Here is a 17,307-nt window from a genome sequence, read left to right on the forward strand (position 1 = left end):
ACTTACCCTCTTCGATGCTTTCTCTTGCCTTTAAATTTACGTTCCTTAAACGGCATTGCCAATGATGCAAACTCTTTCATCGCACGTCGATACACATCCCGTTTAAAAGAAACCACTTGCCTGACTGGATACCAATAACTTACCCAGCGCCAACCATCAAATTCAGGGGTATTACCACGCTGCATGTTGATCTTAGATTCATCACAATCTAAACGCAGTAAAAACCATTTCTGTTTTTGCCCAATACAGACTGGCTTCGAATCCCAGCGTACTAATCGCTTGGGTAACTTATATCTCAGCCAATGGCGACTAACTGCAACGATTTTGACGTCGTTCTTGGTTAATCCCACCTCTTCATAAAGTTCTCGATACATGGCTTGCTCAGGGGATTCACCATCGTCAATGCCGCCCTGAGGAAACTGCCATGAATGTTGTCCGTATCGCTTAGCCCAGAAGACCTGACCATGGTTGTTACAAATCACAATACCAACATTAAGTCGGTAACCATCGCCATCTATCACTGGCCAACCTCAATTAAATTTTCATTACCCTGATTTTTCCACATATCCCCAAGTTGAGCAAACTTAGTCGCCCGTAAATTTGAACAATTACCATTAAATGCTGCCATACTGGATAAGTTTCGCGCAAAGCCTTAGTTATCAACACAACAATGAGACCCAGCCCACATTTATTCACCTTTTCTGTGAATAACCATGTGAAGAATCTATGATCTTTACGAGTTTTTGGTTCTTTTTCTACCAAGCCGAATTTTTCCAAGATCGACGCGAGAACATTAAACTTATAATTTTCATAAACTTAAAATCAAATCAATCAAGTAAAAGTCTCTAATTTACTACAAATAAATACACACACTCAGATCGGTCAAAGATCAACCTATGGCTATTTTATCCACACTGAAACTGTCGAGTTTCAAACAAACCTCGATTTATCAAGTGTTAATCCGCGTTAAAATACTGATTATTCATACAGCACATGGCAAATTCAACTTAGAGAATAAATTTTCTGTGGATAAGTCATGAATAGATCAAATCTCAAACAGACTGATCTTTTTTTATACCGATAAATTCTTCATCGCCATGATAGAATAGTTAGCTCCCTATTGGGCCTAAATTAACCTGCAACGTATTTATGAAACCAACTCCGACCTCCGAAACAGAACTATTACAACGCGCTCGTGATATCGCAGGATTAACATTTGGCGAACTCGCTGCACAGGCAGGCATGTGTGTACCAGATAATCTTAAGCGCGATAAAGGTTGGGTAGGACAACTACTTGAGTGGCACTTAGGTGCAAAGGCCGGTAGTAAGCCAGTTCAAGACTTTCCCGACATTGGTATTGAGCTCAAGAGCCTCCCTATTAGCCATACCGGCAAGCCCTTAGAATCAACTTTCGTTTGTGTTGCACCGCTTACCGGCATTCATGGAGTAACGTGGGAAACTAGCCATATACGCAATAAGCTGTCTCGTGTCCTTTGGCTACCGGTTGAGGGTGAACGAGAGATCCCCGTTGCAGAGCGACATGTTGGCTCTCCACTAATCTGGAGCCCATCTCCAGAGGAAGAAACCATGTTGAAAAATGATTGGGAAGAATTGATGGAGCTTATTTCATTAGGTCAAATCAATCAGATCACGGCCCATACCGGCGAGGTGTTACAAATTCGCCCTAAAGCAGCCAATAGCCGTGTGAAAACAGAAGCTTACGGTACGTCAGGACAAAAAATACGTACCCTGCCCCGAGGTTTCTACCTCAGAGCACGCTTTACTGCTCATATACTTGAACAGTACTTTGTCTAAACAGAAGATTTTCGAACCAGTTAATGAAGTTTTAGTTCGATATCACAATAACGATTCATTTCTGCACTGCCACATTCATCGTAAGCGTTATGCAACCTAAGGTACGCTTTTTCGATACCTAATCGATGCAACTCCTCTTTCACCGAGTCCAACGACTCAAAATGAATTGGCTCATCATCTTGTTTAATTGGTTCTAATTTATGTTTGTATTCCACTGCTAACAGATAGTGTGAAATATCAGCACAACCAATCACAAAAACTTTGGGTTGTTTATAAGTGTCTTTGTGATACCCATGTAGCCAACGATCGAGCTGATGTTTTTGCATATTCCACCCCCTTACTATTTTTGTGGATAATGCGTTACTGATAAAAGTCAGTTTAGTAAAAATAATCGCATTAGGTACTAAACAAGCAGATCTTTTACCAAAACGAGGTATAGTGGATAAAAACAACAACAAACAAGGAAGGCTCAATGAAATATCATAACCTCCCGCACTCTTCGCTAGAAATCAGCAAGATAGCTTTAGGGACAATGACGTTTGGTGAGCAAAACACCAAGCAGGAAGCATTCAGTCAGCTCGATTTTGCTCTAGAACGCGGTGTTAATTTTATTGATACTGCAGAGATGTATCCCGTTCCTCCAAGTGCTAAGACTCAAGGAAAAACTGAACAATATATTGGCGATTGGCTTTCGCATTCAGATAAAAGACAAAAAGTAGTGTTAGCGACTAAAGTCGCTGGACCGCGAAATATTCCTTATATCCGCGACAATATGAGTCTAGATAGACGTAATATACATTTAGCAGTAGACGATAGTTTAAGCCGTTTAAAAACCGATTATATCGATTTATACCAATTGCACTGGCCACAAAGAAAAACCAATTGTTTTGGACAATTAAACTACCCTTACCCTGAAGGAAATGAAGAAGTTACACTAATCGAAACATTAGAGGCACTAAACGAACTCATCAAAGCTGGAAAAATACGCTATATCGGAGTCTCTAATGAAACGCCTTGGGGAGTTATGACGCTACTTAAACTGGCCGAAAAACATGATTTGCCAAGAATAGTCTCGATTCAAAACCCTTACAACCTACTCAACCGTAGCTTTGAAGTCGGCCTTTCTGAAATTAGCCACCACGAAGGTGTGGAATTACTCGCTTACTCACCGCTCGCTTTCGGCTGTTTGAGCGGAAAATATCTCAATGGGCAACGTCCAGAGGGAGCGCGTTGCAGTCTATTTGAGCGATTTGTCCGTTACTTTACTCCACAAGGCATTGAAGCAACACAAGCATATGTGGACCTAGCTCGCGAGCATAACCTAGACCCCGCTCAGATGGCATTGGCATTTGTTAATCAACGTCCATTTGTCGCTTCTAATATTATTGGTGCAACCAATCTTAAGCAGCTAGAAAGCAACATAAACAGCATCGATGTAGAACTCTCTGATGAACTCTTGAATGGACTTCAAGAAATAGGGGCTAAATATTCTAACCCATGCCCCTAAATAGGTTTTTCACACAGTATGGGCAGGTCGCGATAAGCGACCTGCCCTTTTTTTACGTAGCGATTCTAGAGTGTAATTCTCGACGAAGGTGACGAGTTTTACGTTTCGCTACAATGTGAGGTGGAGCAACTTGACCAAGTGGACGGCCATGTCTATCCAAACCAATGTCCTTTAACAAGTGCTCATTGTGAAGTGGCAAGTGGTGTGCATTGCGACGGTAACGTCGTCTCCACTCACGCTCTTCTTTTTGGATGTCTGCTTTAATAAGCCAAGTTGCAACAGTTAAGTAAATTGAAGTACGCATAGTTTTCTCCTAGAAAATAATTTGAGGAGAGAAATAGCGGTCAGGATATAAGGAGAAATATTGTGATTCCTCAGTTGACTGCTATTTCCGCAGCCTCTTGAGGTTACGGACTAATTAAGCGTGTGCTGTATCGATTGACGGTTTATCCGCTGCCATTGCAGTAGATAGATCAGTCGCGATTCGATCCGCATGAGTAAAACGGCCAGCACAAATATTGATAAAAGAAATACGATTCATCATTTTCTGTGCCTCCATACTCACTTAATAATCCGAAATAAATTTGAAAGGTTGAGCGTAGTGCTCAGGGGTAATTCTTATGCAAATTGATGATAATTTCAACAGACATGTAACAAGAAATGTAAAAACAAAGGAATGTTTCAATATATTCCGTTGTAATAACTTATACCCAATGTATTGAACTGTAGAAATAGCTTGTGTTAGTGATTCGTTTTATTTCCAAATAAAACAACTAGATATTGTATGACTCTGTAATCTTTCGATTCACATCACTTAATTAACAGTAATACCAAATATCCCGACAGAAACTAAAAAAGGCGCGACCGCGCCTTTTTTAATCATGAACAACGACTACACCGTCTCTTCAGTAATCAAATTATGCTTATTGAGCAAACGATACATCGTCGCCCTAGAAATGCCCAACTCTTTGGCAGCTAGTGTAACTTGTCCATTATGGCTATCTAGCACTAAGATCAACGCATCACGCTCAGAACGTTCTCGAATACTCTTCAAGCTACGCTTACCAGAGAAAGTACCGGGTAGCTCAAAATGCTTTTTAGTCAGCACTTCTTCTTCCGTCATCAGCACCGCACGTTTCACCTGATTCATCAGCTCTTTCACATTTCCAGGCCAATGGTAATACGTCAGCGTTTTCAGAGCATCATCATCGATAGATTTGACTGGAGAATTAAACTCTTTAGCAAACTGACCGATATGGTGACTGACCAGCAAACCAATGTCCGTCGCACGCTCTTTAAGGCTTGGTACATTGATACGAAGAACATTTATGCAATGGAATAGCTCTTCGTTGAACATCCCATCGCCTAGTGCTTTTTCAATATCTGATGTATCCGCTGCTAAAATACGCACATCAAATTCTTTGATGCCCTTTGCCGTCTCTATTTGACCATCTTGATAAAACTTAAGCAGGTTAAGTTGCTGTTTGGGAGGTAAGGTAAAAATGTCATTTAGAACAATGGTTCCGCCCGAGGCTTGATCTAAAAGCGATGCTCGGTCGGCATCATGCATGCCAAAGAATTCATTTTCAAAACGCGCGTCGGAAAATGCTCGGCAGTTGACGGCGATGAAGGGTTTTTGAGAACGCGCAGAACAGCGATGAATGGCTTTAGCTACTGACTCCTTGCCAGATCCAACTTCGCCATGAATCATTATACTGACATCGGTGGGGCCGATACGTCTAATTTGATCACGCAACCGTCTCACTGGTAATGACTGACCAACCAAACCAAGGTCATTGTCATTTCCATTATGAGGCCACACTTTTTGTTCCAGTTTTAGCATTCCTAACTGGTGACCTATTGTGCTCATTAAACGGGAATCAGGAATAGGCGTAGTGAAAAAATCAATACAGAAATTAACTATAAATTGGCAAATAGTATCCGAACTCAGCTGCGACTCACGGATAAACGCAATCCAACGAACTTGCTTGTGTGTACTTACAAGTTTCGCAATGCCATTAAGGCTAAAATCATCCCTCGTTAAGTCTACAATCCCAATACAAGGGCCTATTTCTGAAAACAAGGCATCGGCTTTTCGCAAGTCGGAACATTGCGTGCATCGCCATCCAGCCTGCTCCAATACAGATAGCCATGGCTCATAGGTTCCACCCACTACGACTAAAGAGCCGGGGATAGAATCCATCCGAAACTCGGTTCCCATTACATCATTCCTTATTATTGCTTTTAGATTCAACTTGTTAATTCTATTGAATTCGTCATAGCTATCAAATAGAACTATCGCAATTAACACAATCGCTACTGTCTCATAATTAAGACTAGTGCACGATTTATGACTTTTCTATAAACCTTTTTAGAAATATGGCATGAAAAAAGCCTCTCAATGAGAGGCTTTGTAAGAATGAGTCACCGTTTCAGCTTATTGCTGTGGACGCATTGCTGGGAACAGAATCACGTCACGAATCGTGTGAGTGTTAGTAAACAGCATTGCCAGACGGTCAATACCGATACCTTGACCTGCTGTTGGCGGTAGACCGTGCTCTAGAGCTGTGATGTAGTCTGCATCGTAATACATAGCTTCATCATCACCTGCGTCTTTTGCGTCAACTTGTGCTTTAAAGCGAGCGTCTTGGTCTTCTGCATCGTTAAGCTCAGAGAAACCGTTAGCTACTTCACGGCCACCGATAAAGAACTCGAAACGGTCTGTGAAGAATGGATTATCATCGCTACGACGAGCCAATGGAGAAATATCTGCTGGGTAACCCGTGATGAAGGTTGGCTGAATCAGTTTTGGTTCTGCCGTTTCACCAAAGATTTCCTCTAGAAGCTGACCACATGTCCAGAATGTTTCCACTTCAACGTGTACTGATTTCGCGATAGAAACCATAAGCTCACGATTAGTTAGGTCTTCTTCTGTTAGCGCTTGAATTTGCTCATGCTCAGGGTTGTAGTGTTTGATCGCATCAAACATGCTCATACGAGCATATTTACCACCAAATTCTACCGTCTCATCACCGTAAGGCATTGAAGTAGAACCTAGAACATCCATCGCAACTGTGCTTAGCATTTCTTCAGTAAGATCCATCAAATCTTTGTAGTCTGCGTAAGCTTGGTAGAATTCCATCATTGTGAATTCTGGGTTGTGACGAGGAGAAAGACCTTCGTTACGGAAGTTACGGTTGATCTCGAATACGCGATCAAAACCGCCAACCACTAGACGCTTAAGGTATAGCTCAGGCGCAACACGTAGGTACATGTCGATATCCAGTGCATTATGGTGCGTGATGAATGGGCGAGCCGTCGCACCGCCTGGGATAACGTGCATCATTGGCGTTTCAACTTCTAGGTAACCTTTAGAGCTCATGAAGTTACGAATCGATGACACAAGCTTAGAACGTACAATAAACGCTTGGCGAGAATCTTCGTTTACGATCAGGTCAACATAACGCTGACGGTAGCGCATCTCTTGGTCAGTCAGACCGTGGAACTTCTCAGGAAGTGGACGAAGTGCTTTAGTTAGCAACTCATACTCTTCCATGTTTACGTAAAGATCGCCTTTACCTGATTTGTGAAGCGCGCCTTTCACACCGATGATGTCACCGATATCTAGACCTTGGTATTTTTCTTTAAGTTCTTTCTGAACGTCTTTTGCAGCATACGCTTGAATACGACCAGAAGTTTCTTGAATCACAAGGAATGGGCCACGTTTCGCCATGATACGGCCAGCAATTGACACTACATGGTTTAGTGCTTCCAGCTCTTCCTTGCTCTTTTCACCAAATTCTTTTTGCAGATCACCAGCAAGCGCATCACGACGGAAATCGTTCGGATGTCCGTTCGCCTTGCAGCTCTTTCGGATTTGTTCCAATTTAGCGCGGCGCTCAGCAATCAGCTTGTTTTCTTCTTGTAGGTTTTCATTTTGAACATCATCAGTCATTTTCGATGTATCCCGTTTTAAATTGGTGAAAAGCTTAAAGGCCTGATTTAAGGCTAGCTTCGATAAACTTGTCTAGATCGCCATCAAGTACTGCTTGAGTGTTACGATTTTCGACACCTGTACGTAAGTCTTTGATGCGCGAGTCATCTAAAACGTACGAACGAATTTGGCTACCCCAGCCGATGTCAGATTTCGCATCTTCGTTCGCTTGCTTCTCAGCATTTTGCTTTTGAAGTTCAAATTCGAACAGTTTTGCACGAAGCTGTTTCATCGCCTGGTCTTTGTTCTTGTGCTGAGAACGGTCATTCTGACACTGCACTACGATATTGGTTGGAACGTGAGTAATACGTACCGCAGATTCTGTCGTGTTGACGTGCTGACCACCTGCGCCCGAAGCGCGGTATACGTCAATACGAAGATCAGAAGGGTTAATATCGATTTGAATGTTGTCATCAATCTCAGGATAAACAAATGCAGAGGCAAATGAAGTATGACGACGACCACTAGAATCAAAAGGTGATTTACGAACTAAACGGTGTACACCCGTTTCAGTACGAAGCCAGCCATAAGCGTACTCACCAGAGATCTTTACTGTTGCGCCTTTTAGACCTGCGACTTCACCTTCAGATACTTCAATCACTTCGGTCTTGAAGCCTTTCGCTTCAGCCCAACGCAAGTACATGCGCAGCATCATGTTGGTCCAGTCTTGTGCTTCCGTACCACCAGAACCAGATTGCAAGTCGATATAGCAATCTGATGCGTCATGGTCACCCGAGAACATACGACGGAACTCTAGCTTAGCTAACTTGGCTTCCAGTTCAGCAAGTTCAGGTTCAATTTCGTCGAAGGTTTCTTGGTCTTCTTCTTCAACCGCAAGCTCTAGAAGGCCATCAACATCCTCAACACCTTGGTCAAGTTGGTCGATAGTCTCTACGACAGCTTCAAGTGATGCACGCTCTTTACCTAGCGCTTGAGCACGCTCAGGTTCATTCCATACATCCGGTTGCTCTAGTTCTGCATTAACTTCTTCTAGACGCTCTTTCTTGGCGTCATAGTCAAAGATACCCCCTCAGGATATTAGTGCGCTCGGTCACATCCTGTAGGCGGTTTTTAATTGGATTGATTTCAAACATATTTGCTCAGCATTTATGAGTAGAATTTAACCGAAGAATTCTACTCAAAAATGTGACGAAGATACAGAAAAATATCGAACTTCCTTGACCTAAAATATCCAGCTCTAGCGAGGTTCTATATGGTCTACCATCAACTGTAACGATTGGTTTCCGCGAAACTCGTTAATGTCCAATTTATATGCCAACGTAACCGTTTTCACTGAAGCATCTGGCCAGCGGCGTAAATCTACGTTGAAGGCTATTGCATCCAACATAATATTAGTGCCAAACCCTTTGTGCATTGGCTCAACCATCAGTTTTAGGTGTTTTTCGCCCACCAGCTTTTGATGGAGCACTTTAAATTCACCATCAAACAACGGATCGGGGAACGCTTGACCCCAAGGTCCACCGGCACGAAGCTGCTCCGCCGTGTGCATAGAAAACTCTTCAGGTGTTAACTCGCCATCAGACAAAATAATGCCTTTTAGTGCGGTATCCCCTAACTCAGCACGAACCACTTCATCGAACAACTTACTGAAACGTTCGTAGTCTTTCTCCATAATAGTCAGACCGGCCGCCATCGCGTGCCCACCAAACTTCAAGATAAGTCCCGGATTTTGCGTATCGATTCGATCCAAAGCGTCTCGCATATGTAATCCTTGGATGGAACGGCAAGAGCCTTTGATGGTTCCTTCTCCGCCATCAGCAAACGCAATAACAGGTCGATGAAATTTATCTTTAATTCGAGATGCTAGAATTCCAATAACGCCTTGGTGCCAATCTCGCTGAAACAGGGCTAAGCCGTAAGGAAGCTCGGATTTATCACTGATTTGCAAACGCTCACAAAACGCCAGCGCCTCTTGCTTCATACCTTCTTCAATGTCTTTACGAGTTTGGTTCAAACCATCAAGTTCACTCGCCATACGTCGTGCTGCATGAATGTTATCGGACATCAGCAATTCAACGCCAAACGACATATCATCAAGTCGTCCTGCGGCATTAATTCTTGGCCCTAACGCAAAACCAAAGTCTGATGCCACCAATTTACGCGCATCGCGTTTGGCGATTTCAATTAACGCTTGTATACCGGGACGAGCCTTACCAGCACGAATACGCTGCAAACCTTGATGCACCAAAATTCGGTTATTTTCATCCAATGGCACTACGTCTGCGACTGTACCAAGCGCAACTAAATCAATGAGCTCCATCAGCTTAGGTTCCGCCATACCTTGCTTGGCAAACCAACCTTGTTTACGCATGAACACGCAAAGCGCCATCATGAGGTAAAATGCCACGCCAACACCAGCTAATGCCTTAGAAGGAAAGCCGCATTCATTAAGGTTTGGGTTCACCATGGCATCCACATTGGGAAGTTCTGCACCCGGTAAATGGTGGTCGGTGACCAACACTTGTAAGCCATTGTCTTTAGCGTATTGCACACCAGAAATCGAAGACACACCATTATCAACGGTCATGATCACTTCAGCGCCAATTTCGATTGCTTGGTCCACTACCTCAGGGCTCAAACCATAGCCATCTTCAAAGCGGTTTGGCACCAAATAATCGACATTTCGACTGCCTAGCATTCGCAGAGCTAGAACTGATAACGCGGAACTCGTTGCGCCATCGGCATCAAAATCACCCACAACGATGATGCGTTTTTGTTGCTTAATCGCCTCAAACAGTAAAGCAACAGCCGCATCGATACCAGCCAATTGTTGGTATGAAATAAGGCCGCGTGCTGTTTTTTCTAGCTGAGCAACATCGGTAACACCTCGCGATAAATACAGGCGTCTTAGCAGCGGAGGAATGGAATCAGGTAAAGCGGAAATATCGACTTCAGGACGACGTTGAATTTCTATCATAAACAAAAATGGGCTCGTATTATCGAGCCCTTATCCTAATAGTTATTTGATTTGCTCTAGGCGCTTAAGAAGGTCAGCTGGTGGTAAGTAACCACCAACCATTTCACCGTTTGGTAGGAAAATAGCAGGTGTACCGCTAATGCCTAGCTCACGCCCTAAGTTGTAATGTTTAGCTATTGTTTCTTTGCACTGTTTTAGGTCGCCATCAAACTGAGGCTCTTGACGGTTGACTTTAGCATCATGCATTGCTGCTGCAGGGTCTTCTGAACACCAGATTTTCGCCATTTGCTCTGCCACTGGACCTGTTGCGCCTTGGCGTGGATAAGCAAGATAACGTACTGTGATACCTAGGTCGTTATAACCCTGCATTTGACTGTGGAGACGAACGCAGTAGCCGCAAGTAATATCAGTAAAGATGGTCACAACGTATTTTTCGTCTTTGGCTTTGTACTCAATCATGCTATCGCTAAACTGCGCGATTTTTTCTGCATTGATTGGAGCCTGACGCTCAGCAATGACATCTTTGTAGTTACCGTTTTCATCCAAAGAGTACAGTGTCCCAGCAATAAAGTGCTCGCCGTTTGGCGAAGCAAACAGAACGCCTCCAGCAGTGCGTATTTCTACCAAACCATTAATGTCTGAAGCAACAATCTCATCGACTTCGATACCAATCTTGGCAAATCGAGCCTTAATAGCAGCCTCATCAGCTTGCACGGCTGCAACCGCCACCGTTTCCGCTTTTTGAGGAGTTGCTTGTGTTTCTTCCGCACCGCAAGCAGTTACAAAAAGTGGAAGAGTAAGTAGAGTCAAACGGCGCATTACGCTCATTAAAATCACCTTTGTATAAAAAACGTTAAGTTAAGCCCTTGGATGATGCTGGCTATGAATATTTTTCAATCGTTCTGTTGCTACGTGAGTATAAATTTGTGTGGTCGATAAGTCACTATGCCCTAACAACATCTGTACGACACGAAGATCAGCGCCATAGTTCAATAAGTGCGTCGCGAAAGCGTGGCGAAGAACATGCGGTGAAAGCAATTCGGTATCAATATCTGCCAATACGGCGTAGAACTTAATACGGTGCCAAAAGGTTTGCCGGGTCATTTGCCTTGCACGTTTACTTGGGAATACGACGTCAGAGGTTTTATCTCCGAGTAAGGCCGGACGCCCTTTTTCAAGAAACTCGCTGATCCAATCAATCGCATTTTCACCCATTGGCACCAAGCGCTCTTTATTGCCCTTACCAATCACTCGTACCACGCCTTGACGCAAACTGATGTTTTCCATGGTTAGACTAACCAGTTCAGTCACACGTAGCCCCGTAGCATACAACAACTCCAGCATCGCTTTATCACGAAGCTCAATGGGGTCATTAGGATCTGGCGCTTCCAATAAAGCGGTCACCTGATCTTCCGTCAAATCTTTCGGTAATCGTTTGGGTAACTTAGGGCTCACCAATAGTGCCGTTGGGTCGTCGGAGCGCAGCTTTTCACGATGAAGGTATTGAAACAAACGACGAATAGCAGAGAGCATTCTTGCCCGTGAGCTCTGCTGATAATTCTGATCCATTAACCACGTTTGATACTCCTGCAATCCCGACAGGCTAATAAAGTCTAGTCGGTAATTGTGCTCATTCATCCATTTCAATAGCTTAAAGAGATCATTGCGATACGAAGAAAGGGTATTCTCAGACAACCCTCGCTCCATCCACATGGAGTCTAAAAATTGCTCCACTAAGCCTTGATCTTGGATATTTACGTCGCTCACAACCGCCTCTTGGATGTTTATACAGTACTTTCAACAGAGTATGCGAGAAGAAACGATAATGCCATAAAAAACCTATAGAAGATGAATAAGCGCTGCAAAGATGGTCAGATTAAGGGTAGAATCTCGAATCATATAGAACGACAGCAAGAAAGAATGATGAAAATAGGTTTGTTTTACGGTTCGTCAACCTGCTATACCGAAATGGCGTCGGAGAAAATTCGCGAGATTATAGGTCCAGACATCGTCGACATTTTTAACGTAAAAGATACGCCTATTTCTAATATGAGCGACTATGACCTGTTAATTCTTGGTATTTCGACTTGGGACTTTGGTGAAATTCAAGAAGACTGGGGCGCGATTTGGGATCAAGTTTCTGGCGTATCACTGCAAGGAAAAGTGGTTGCCCTATTCGGTCTTGGCGATCAAGAAGGCTATGGCGAATGGTACCTTGATGCAATGGGCATGCTTCACGATGAACTAAAGGTCACTGGAGCGAAATTCGTTGGCTACTGGCCTAATGTTGGGTACGAATTTGATGCGTCAAAAGCCTTAACGGAAGATGGCAGCCAGTTTGTTGGTTTAGCATTAGATGAAGACTCTCAATACGAGCTCAGTGACGAACGCATTGCAACTTGGTGTGAACAGATCTTAGTGGAATACCAAGCGCTGCTGTAAATCCTACCTTGTACATTCTCACGCATAAAAAATGGCGCTTCATAAGAAGCGCCATTTTTGTAATCAATCAGTAAACTACGCTGTTTCTTGCGTGAATTCTTGATCATTTCGACCAATGAAACACATACAGATAATAGCTGCAAATGTTGGCATTACCCAACCCATACCAACACTAAACAGTGGTAGCACGTTGAAGAACGATACATCGATACCCGATACTTTTGCAGCATCAATCAGTGCGAAGGTCAGTGCAACAAGTACCACCACACGATACGCCAGTTTAGGGTTTGCTAGTTTCTTGCGTGCAAACGTCAAGGCAACCAATGCAATAGCTACTGGGTAAAGTGCAAACAGAACCGGTACAGACAGTGAAATAAGCTGAGCTAGGCCGATGTTCGCCACGGTTGCACAAGCAACGCCGATAATGATGACCCACTTGTGATAGCTGATAGACGTGAGTGAGCTGAAGTAATCAGAACACGCAGAGATCAGGCCAATTGCTGTTGTTAGACAAGCCAGTAATACAATTACTGATAACACGATTTGACCGTATGGACCAAATAGCGCTTGAACATATTGACTTAGAATCGCACCGCCGTTGTCAGCTCCTGCTGCCACTGTCGCACTGGTCGCGCCTAAGTAGAATAGAGAGATATAAACAAACGCCAGACCAGCCGCAGCAATAAGCGCTGAGCTGATTAAATACTTAGTCGTTGCCGCTTGTTCCGTAATGCCTTTCTTGCGAAGCGCATCGACGATCAACATACCGAACATCAGTGAACCAAACGTATCCATGGTGTTATAACCTTCTAGGAAACCTTTAGTCAGAGGTTGAGTTAGATAATCGCCTACCGGTGCAATCATTTCACCTTGAGGATCAATGAATACCGCGCCAGCCAACACAATCAAACCAACAAACAGCACAGGCGTTAGCACTTTACCAATCACATCAATCAACTTGCCTTGAGACCAAGCAAATGCCATGGCGATAGCAAAGAACAGGATTGAGAACACAGTCAAGTGCATTTGAGCAGCATCAGCAAAGAATGGACGAACGGCCATTTCATAAGCCACTAAGCCAGTACGTGGCGCTGCAAATGCAGGGCCAATAATGATAAAGATGAGTACAGCAATCAATGTTGCCGCTCGTTTAGGAAGATCCTTAGTCAAGTGCTCCCATGAGCCCCCAGCCACTGCAACGGCAATAATGGTAATAAGAGGAAGACCTACAGCAGTGAGAAGGAAGCCAGTCATTGCTGGTAATAAATGATCACCCGCTAATTGACCTGCCAATGGAGGGAAGATGATGTTTCCCGCGCCAAGGAAAAATGCAAACAGCATAAAGCCGACTGCTATAATATCTGTTGTTTTCAACGTCTGTTTCACAGATATGCCCTTACTTGTTATGTTGTGTGTTAGCCGGAAGAGTCTTTGCTCTACCGTAAAAATAAGGCGGGCATGATGACGAATCACTAGTCAATAAGCAATAGATATAGAAATAAACACTACATTAATTTGCTTTGACCTTTAAAAAGCAGTTAGATTCTCTAGATTAAAACAAATAAGCAATTATTTATACTAGCCAAAAATTAAAACAAGTCGATCACAGACAGAACATATCACTACTCAATTATTTAACAATAGTGATATTTACTCAAAAGCAAACGATTAACAAAATAAACCATGACTTCTAGCACAACAAAAACCAAAGGCTTTCAGTTCAAACAGTTCTCCATCTTCGATGGTCATTCCGGTATGCCCGTGAGCACCGACGGAGTGTTATTAGGAGCGTGGGCACAATACCGCGATTCAACACATATTTTGGATATTGGAACGGGAACAGGTTTACTGTCCTTAATGATTGCTCAGCGATATAGCAACGCTCAAATCACCTCTATCGATATCGATGCAGTGGCGATTCAAGATGCGGAAATCAATATCAATCGCTCACCTTGGCATTCACGAGTCTCTCTTCTTCATAGTGATGTGTTAACTACACCATTTTCTGAGTCATTTAGTGGCATTATCTGCAACCCACCTTATTTTAATAGTGGTGAGCAATCTAAGAACCAGCACCGAGCAACAGCCCGCCACACTGATACACTCTCTCACGATCAATTACTCGACGCCTGTTTTAATCTGTTATCGGATGAGGGCGAAGCCAGTTTTGTTCTGCCTAAAGTAGAGGGCGAACAGTTTATTGATATCGCACAACAAAAAGGCTGGTATTTAAACCGAATTTGCCAAATCCAATCGACAACAAAAAAGTCGTGTCATCGGCTGCTATTTACCCTTTGTAAACAGGCAATCTCATTAAATACAGAGCATTTGATCATTCATTCCGAGACTGGGGGCTATTCCAAAGACTTTATTGCCCTAACCAAAGACTTTTACCTTAAAATGTAAGTGCGCTCTGGCTCTGTTTGAGTATAATAGCCGCCCTACTTTTTCCCTGATTGCTGTTTTTTTGCTCAGGGCTAACTTACGTCTTGTGGAGACACCATAGTGATCAGAACCTTCGCTGAATTAGATTTAGATCCTGTCCTTTTAGAAGCGATAGAGGAAATGGGCTATAGCCGCCCTACAGAGATCCAAGCACAGGCTATCCCACAAGCACTTGATGCCAAAGACATCTTAGCCTCAGCGCCAACAGGGACTGGTAAAACGGCTTCCTTTGCTATTCCAGCGATTCAATATCTGCTGGATTTTCCACGCAAAAAAGCTGGCCCTGCACGTATTCTAGTTTTAACGCCAACGCGTGAACTAGCGATGCAAGTGGCTGAGCACACCAAAGCTCTGGCAAAACACACTCGTCTAAAGGTTGCGACCATTACTGGTGGCGTGACTTACGACACTCATGCTGACACGCTCGCTCAAACCCAAGATATCGTGGTAGCGACACCAGGACGTCTGATGGAATACATCGAATCAGAGCGTTTTGATTGCCGCGCGATTGAGTGGTTGGTATTGGACGAAGCAGACCGTATGCTCGACCTTGGTTTTGGGCCAACCGTAGACCGCTTGTCTGCAGAATGCCGATGGCGCAAGCAAACGTTACTGTTCTCTGCCACATTGGAAGGTCGTGGTGTAGAAGGCTTTACTGCCGATCTACTGAAAGCTCCTGCTGAGATTTCTGCAGAGCCATCAACGCGTGAACGTAAAAAAATCACTCAGTGGTATCACCGTGCCGACAATGCTGAGCACAAACTGGCATTGCTCAAGCATATACTCACTGAACAAGCTCAGCGCACTATCGTATTTTTAAAGACCCGTGAACGCTTAGGTGAACTTCGTCAGCAACTAGACAGTGCACAAATCCCATGTTCATGGATTCAAGGTGAAATGCCTCAAGATCGCCGTAACAATGCGATCAGCCGTTTCCGTGACGGTAGCGTGAATATCCTACTGGCAACTGATGTTGCTGCTCGTGGTATTGACCTTCCCGACGTTTCACACGTGATCAACTACGACCTACCACGCAGTGCTGATGTTTATCTGCACCGTATTGGCCGTACTGCACGTGCTGGTAAAAAAGGTACAGCAATCTCTATTGTGGAAGCTCACGACCAGCCAATGATGGATCGTGTAGGTCGTTACACTAAAGAGCTGATAAAAGAGCGCTTTATTGATGGCTTACGTCCTACACACAAAAAGCCTGTGTTTAAGAAAAAAAAGAAGAAAGAAGACAAGAAAAAAGCCGTGAAAAAGAAAAATGGCAAGAAGAAGTAAGTTAACTTTCTCTCAATAATCTAAAAGGCTCTAATGATGAAACATTAGAGCCTTTTTTCATTGTTGTAACCTGTAATCACGCGAAGCAGGAAAAAAAACTTACTGCTCTTCTCGCTTGAAAACTAACTCTGTTGCCGTCGACTCTTCTTCAACAAAGTAGTAACCCGCCACATCAAATGCGGTGAGTTTTTCAATAGAGTCAATGCGGTTGTCAATGATATAACGAGCCATCATGCCTCGCGCCTTTTTAGCGTAGAAACTGATCACTTTATATTGACCGTTCTTACAGTCTTTAAAGACCGGAGTAATAACTTTGCCGTCTAACTGCTTAGGCTTTACCGCTTTAAAGTATTCGTTCGAGGCAAGATTGATCAACACATTATCACCTTGAGCATTCAAAGCTTCATTCAGCTTATCTGTAATAATATTGCCCCAGAACTGATAAAGGTTGGTCCCACGTGCGTTAGCTAGCTTGGTTCCCATCTCTAGACGATATGGCTGCATTAAGTCTAATGGCTTTAAAAGACCGTAAAGACCAGACAACATACGCAGGTGCTGCTGTGCGTAGTCAAAATCATCTTCAGATAACGTCTCTGCGGCTAAGCCCGTGTACACATCGCCTTTGAAAGCCAGAATGGCTGGACGAGCATTGTCGGTAGTGAATGTCGGAGACCATTGTTCAAATCGAGCCACATTCAGCCCTGCGATCTTATCGCTGACTTTCATCAATGCTGATACATCAGCAGGCGTTAGCTTGCGGCACACTTCGATAAGCTCCGCAGACTGCTCGACAAGTTCTGGTTGAGTGAATCGCTCAGTTGCGAGTGGTGACTCGTAATCTAAGGTCTTTGCTGGTGAAACAACGATAAGCATGACTATACT

At 43.6% G+C, this 17,307-nt stretch carries 17 protein-coding genes; 5 read left to right on the forward strand and 12 right to left on the reverse strand.

Features of this window, described 5'->3' with window-relative positions; genetic code table 11:
* Positions 1–2: 2 nt before the first annotated feature.
* Positions 3–521, reverse strand: a complete 519-nt coding sequence (gene rppH / locus OH456_RS15760; protein ID WP_038225527.1) for an RNA pyrophosphohydrolase — start codon at positions 519–521, stop codon at positions 3–5.
* A gap of 628 nt (positions 522–1,149) precedes the next feature.
* On the opposite strand from rppH, the gene mutH reads away from it, so the two are divergent.
* Positions 1,150–1,815 (forward strand): DNA mismatch repair endonuclease MutH, encoded by a 666-nt coding sequence (gene mutH, locus OH456_RS15765; protein WP_031493629.1) that lies wholly within the window; start codon positions 1,150–1,152, stop codon positions 1,813–1,815.
* A 20-nt stretch (positions 1,816–1,835) separates the two neighbouring features.
* Here the strand turns inward: mutH and OH456_RS15770 are convergent, their stop codons facing one another.
* A complete protein-coding gene (locus tag OH456_RS15770; RefSeq protein WP_006075661.1) occupies positions 1,836–2,141 on the reverse strand; it encodes a DUF6482 family protein in 306 nt (101 codons plus the stop codon).
* Positions 2,142–2,287: 146 nt separating this feature from the next.
* Here OH456_RS15770 and OH456_RS15775 point away from each other — a divergent pair, with 146 nt between their 5' ends.
* Positions 2,288–3,322, forward strand: coding sequence for an NADP(H)-dependent aldo-keto reductase (locus OH456_RS15775; RefSeq protein WP_236109132.1), 1,035 nt, complete (start codon positions 2,288–2,290; stop codon positions 3,320–3,322).
* A 52-nt stretch (positions 3,323–3,374) separates the two neighbouring features.
* Here OH456_RS15775 and OH456_RS15780 read toward each other — a convergent pair whose 3' ends face one another.
* The 8 genes from OH456_RS15780 to xerD all read right to left on the reverse strand — a co-directional run bounded on the left by OH456_RS15780 (position 3,375) and on the right by xerD (position 12,021).
* Positions 3,375–3,626, reverse strand: a complete 252-nt coding sequence (locus tag OH456_RS15780) for a DUF1127 domain-containing protein (RefSeq protein ID WP_124940654.1) — start codon at positions 3,624–3,626, stop codon at positions 3,375–3,377.
* Between the two features lie 114 nt (positions 3,627–3,740).
* Complete coding sequence (locus OH456_RS15785) at positions 3,741–3,866, reverse strand: hypothetical protein (RefSeq protein ID WP_256200709.1); 126 nt, start codon at positions 3,864–3,866, stop codon at positions 3,741–3,743.
* Between the two features lie 348 nt (positions 3,867–4,214).
* On the reverse strand, positions 4,215–5,543 hold the full coding sequence (locus tag OH456_RS15790) for a sigma-54-dependent transcriptional regulator (protein WP_006075402.1): 1,329 nt from the start codon (positions 5,541–5,543) through the stop codon (positions 4,215–4,217).
* Between the two features lie 216 nt (positions 5,544–5,759).
* Positions 5,760–7,277, reverse strand: a complete 1,518-nt coding sequence (gene lysS, locus OH456_RS15795) for a lysine--tRNA ligase (RefSeq protein ID WP_006075403.1) — start codon at positions 7,275–7,277, stop codon at positions 5,760–5,762.
* A gap of 34 nt (positions 7,278–7,311) precedes the next feature.
* A protein-coding gene (gene prfB / locus OH456_RS15800) for a peptide chain release factor 2 (protein WP_096441785.1) occupies positions 7,312–8,410 on the reverse strand; the annotation gives its coding sequence in 2 pieces (ribosomal slippage) (positions 7,312–8,334 and positions 8,336–8,410; 1,098 coding nt in all).
* Between the two features lie 104 nt (positions 8,411–8,514).
* A complete protein-coding gene (gene recJ / locus OH456_RS15805; protein WP_124940652.1) occupies positions 8,515–10,254 on the reverse strand; it encodes a single-stranded-DNA-specific exonuclease RecJ in 1,740 nt (579 codons plus the stop codon).
* A gap of 42 nt (positions 10,255–10,296) precedes the next feature.
* A complete protein-coding gene (gene dsbC / locus OH456_RS15810) occupies positions 10,297–11,082 on the reverse strand; it encodes a bifunctional protein-disulfide isomerase/oxidoreductase DsbC (RefSeq protein WP_062456797.1) in 786 nt (261 codons plus the stop codon).
* Between the two features lie 30 nt (positions 11,083–11,112).
* Positions 11,113–12,021 carry a site-specific tyrosine recombinase XerD gene (gene xerD / locus OH456_RS15815; RefSeq protein WP_443088637.1) on the reverse strand — a complete coding sequence of 303 codons (909 nt, stop codon included), beginning with the start codon at positions 12,019–12,021 and terminating at the stop codon, positions 11,113–11,115.
* Positions 12,022–12,177: 156 nt separating this feature from the next.
* Here xerD and fldB point away from each other — a divergent pair, with 156 nt between their 5' ends.
* The gene (fldB, locus tag OH456_RS15820) at positions 12,178–12,696 is read left to right on the forward strand and encodes a flavodoxin FldB (RefSeq protein ID WP_171391544.1); all 519 of its coding nucleotides are present in this window, start codon (positions 12,178–12,180) and stop codon (positions 12,694–12,696) included.
* Between the two features lie 75 nt (positions 12,697–12,771).
* On the opposite strand, the gene brnQ is transcribed toward fldB, so the two are convergent.
* Positions 12,772–14,082: a branched-chain amino acid transport system II carrier protein gene (gene brnQ / locus OH456_RS15825; protein WP_006075410.1), complete on the reverse strand. Its 1,311-nt coding sequence runs from the start codon at positions 14,080–14,082 to the stop codon at positions 12,772–12,774.
* Positions 14,083–14,379: 297 nt separating this feature from the next.
* Here brnQ and OH456_RS15830 point away from each other — a divergent pair, with 297 nt between their 5' ends.
* The gene (locus tag OH456_RS15830) at positions 14,380–15,102 is read left to right on the forward strand and encodes a tRNA1(Val) (adenine(37)-N6)-methyltransferase (RefSeq protein WP_096441789.1); all 723 of its coding nucleotides are present in this window, start codon (positions 14,380–14,382) and stop codon (positions 15,100–15,102) included.
* Positions 15,103–15,201: 99 nt separating this feature from the next.
* Entirely contained in the window at positions 15,202–16,425 is a 1,224-nt protein-coding gene (srmB, locus tag OH456_RS15835) for an ATP-dependent RNA helicase SrmB (protein ID WP_006075412.1), read from the forward strand.
* 99 nt (positions 16,426–16,524) lie between these two features.
* On the opposite strand, the gene yaaA is transcribed toward srmB, so the two are convergent.
* Complete coding sequence (yaaA, locus tag OH456_RS15840) at positions 16,525–17,298, reverse strand: peroxide stress protein YaaA (RefSeq protein WP_038225586.1); 774 nt, start codon at positions 17,296–17,298, stop codon at positions 16,525–16,527.
* Between the last annotated feature and the right edge of the window lie 9 nt (positions 17,299–17,307).

The organism is Vibrio sp. La 4.2.2 (assembly GCF_027586995.1).
GTDB classification, from domain to species: domain Bacteria; phylum Pseudomonadota; class Gammaproteobacteria; order Enterobacterales; family Vibrionaceae; genus Vibrio; species Vibrio mediterranei.

Bases quoted from the DNA above. Each gene is read 5' to 3' on its own strand.
- fldB (WP_171391544.1), top strand. From the start codon at position 12,178: ATGAAAATAGGTTTGTTTTACGGTTCGTCAACCTGCTATACCGAAATG.
- dsbC (WP_062456797.1), bottom strand. From the start codon at position 11,082: ATGAGCGTAATGCGCCGTTTGACTCTACTTACTCTTCCACTTTTTGTA.
- OH456_RS15785 (WP_256200709.1), bottom strand. From the start codon at position 3,866: ATGATGAATCGTATTTCTTTTATCAATATTTGTGCTGGCCGTTTTACT.
- OH456_RS15770 (WP_006075661.1), bottom strand. From the start codon at position 2,141: ATGCAAAAACATCAGCTCGATCGTTGGCTACATGGGTATCACAAAGAC.
- recJ (WP_124940652.1), bottom strand. From the start codon at position 10,254: ATGATAGAAATTCAACGTCGTCCTGAAGTCGATATTTCCGCTTTACCT.
- OH456_RS15790 (WP_006075402.1), bottom strand. From the start codon at position 5,543: ATGGGAACCGAGTTTCGGATGGATTCTATCCCCGGCTCTTTAGTCGTA.
- mutH (WP_031493629.1), top strand. From the start codon at position 1,150: ATGAAACCAACTCCGACCTCCGAAACAGAACTATTACAACGCGCTCGT.
- OH456_RS15775 (WP_236109132.1), top strand. From the start codon at position 2,288: ATGAAATATCATAACCTCCCGCACTCTTCGCTAGAAATCAGCAAGATA.
- OH456_RS15830 (WP_096441789.1), top strand. From the start codon at position 14,380: ATGACTTCTAGCACAACAAAAACCAAAGGCTTTCAGTTCAAACAGTTC.
- lysS (WP_006075403.1), bottom strand. From the start codon at position 7,277: ATGACTGATGATGTTCAAAATGAAAACCTACAAGAAGAAAACAAGCTG.
- yaaA (WP_038225586.1), bottom strand. From the start codon at position 17,298: ATGCTTATCGTTGTTTCACCAGCAAAGACCTTAGATTACGAGTCACCA.
- OH456_RS15780 (WP_124940654.1), bottom strand. From the start codon at position 3,626: ATGCGTACTTCAATTTACTTAACTGTTGCAACTTGGCTTATTAAAGCA.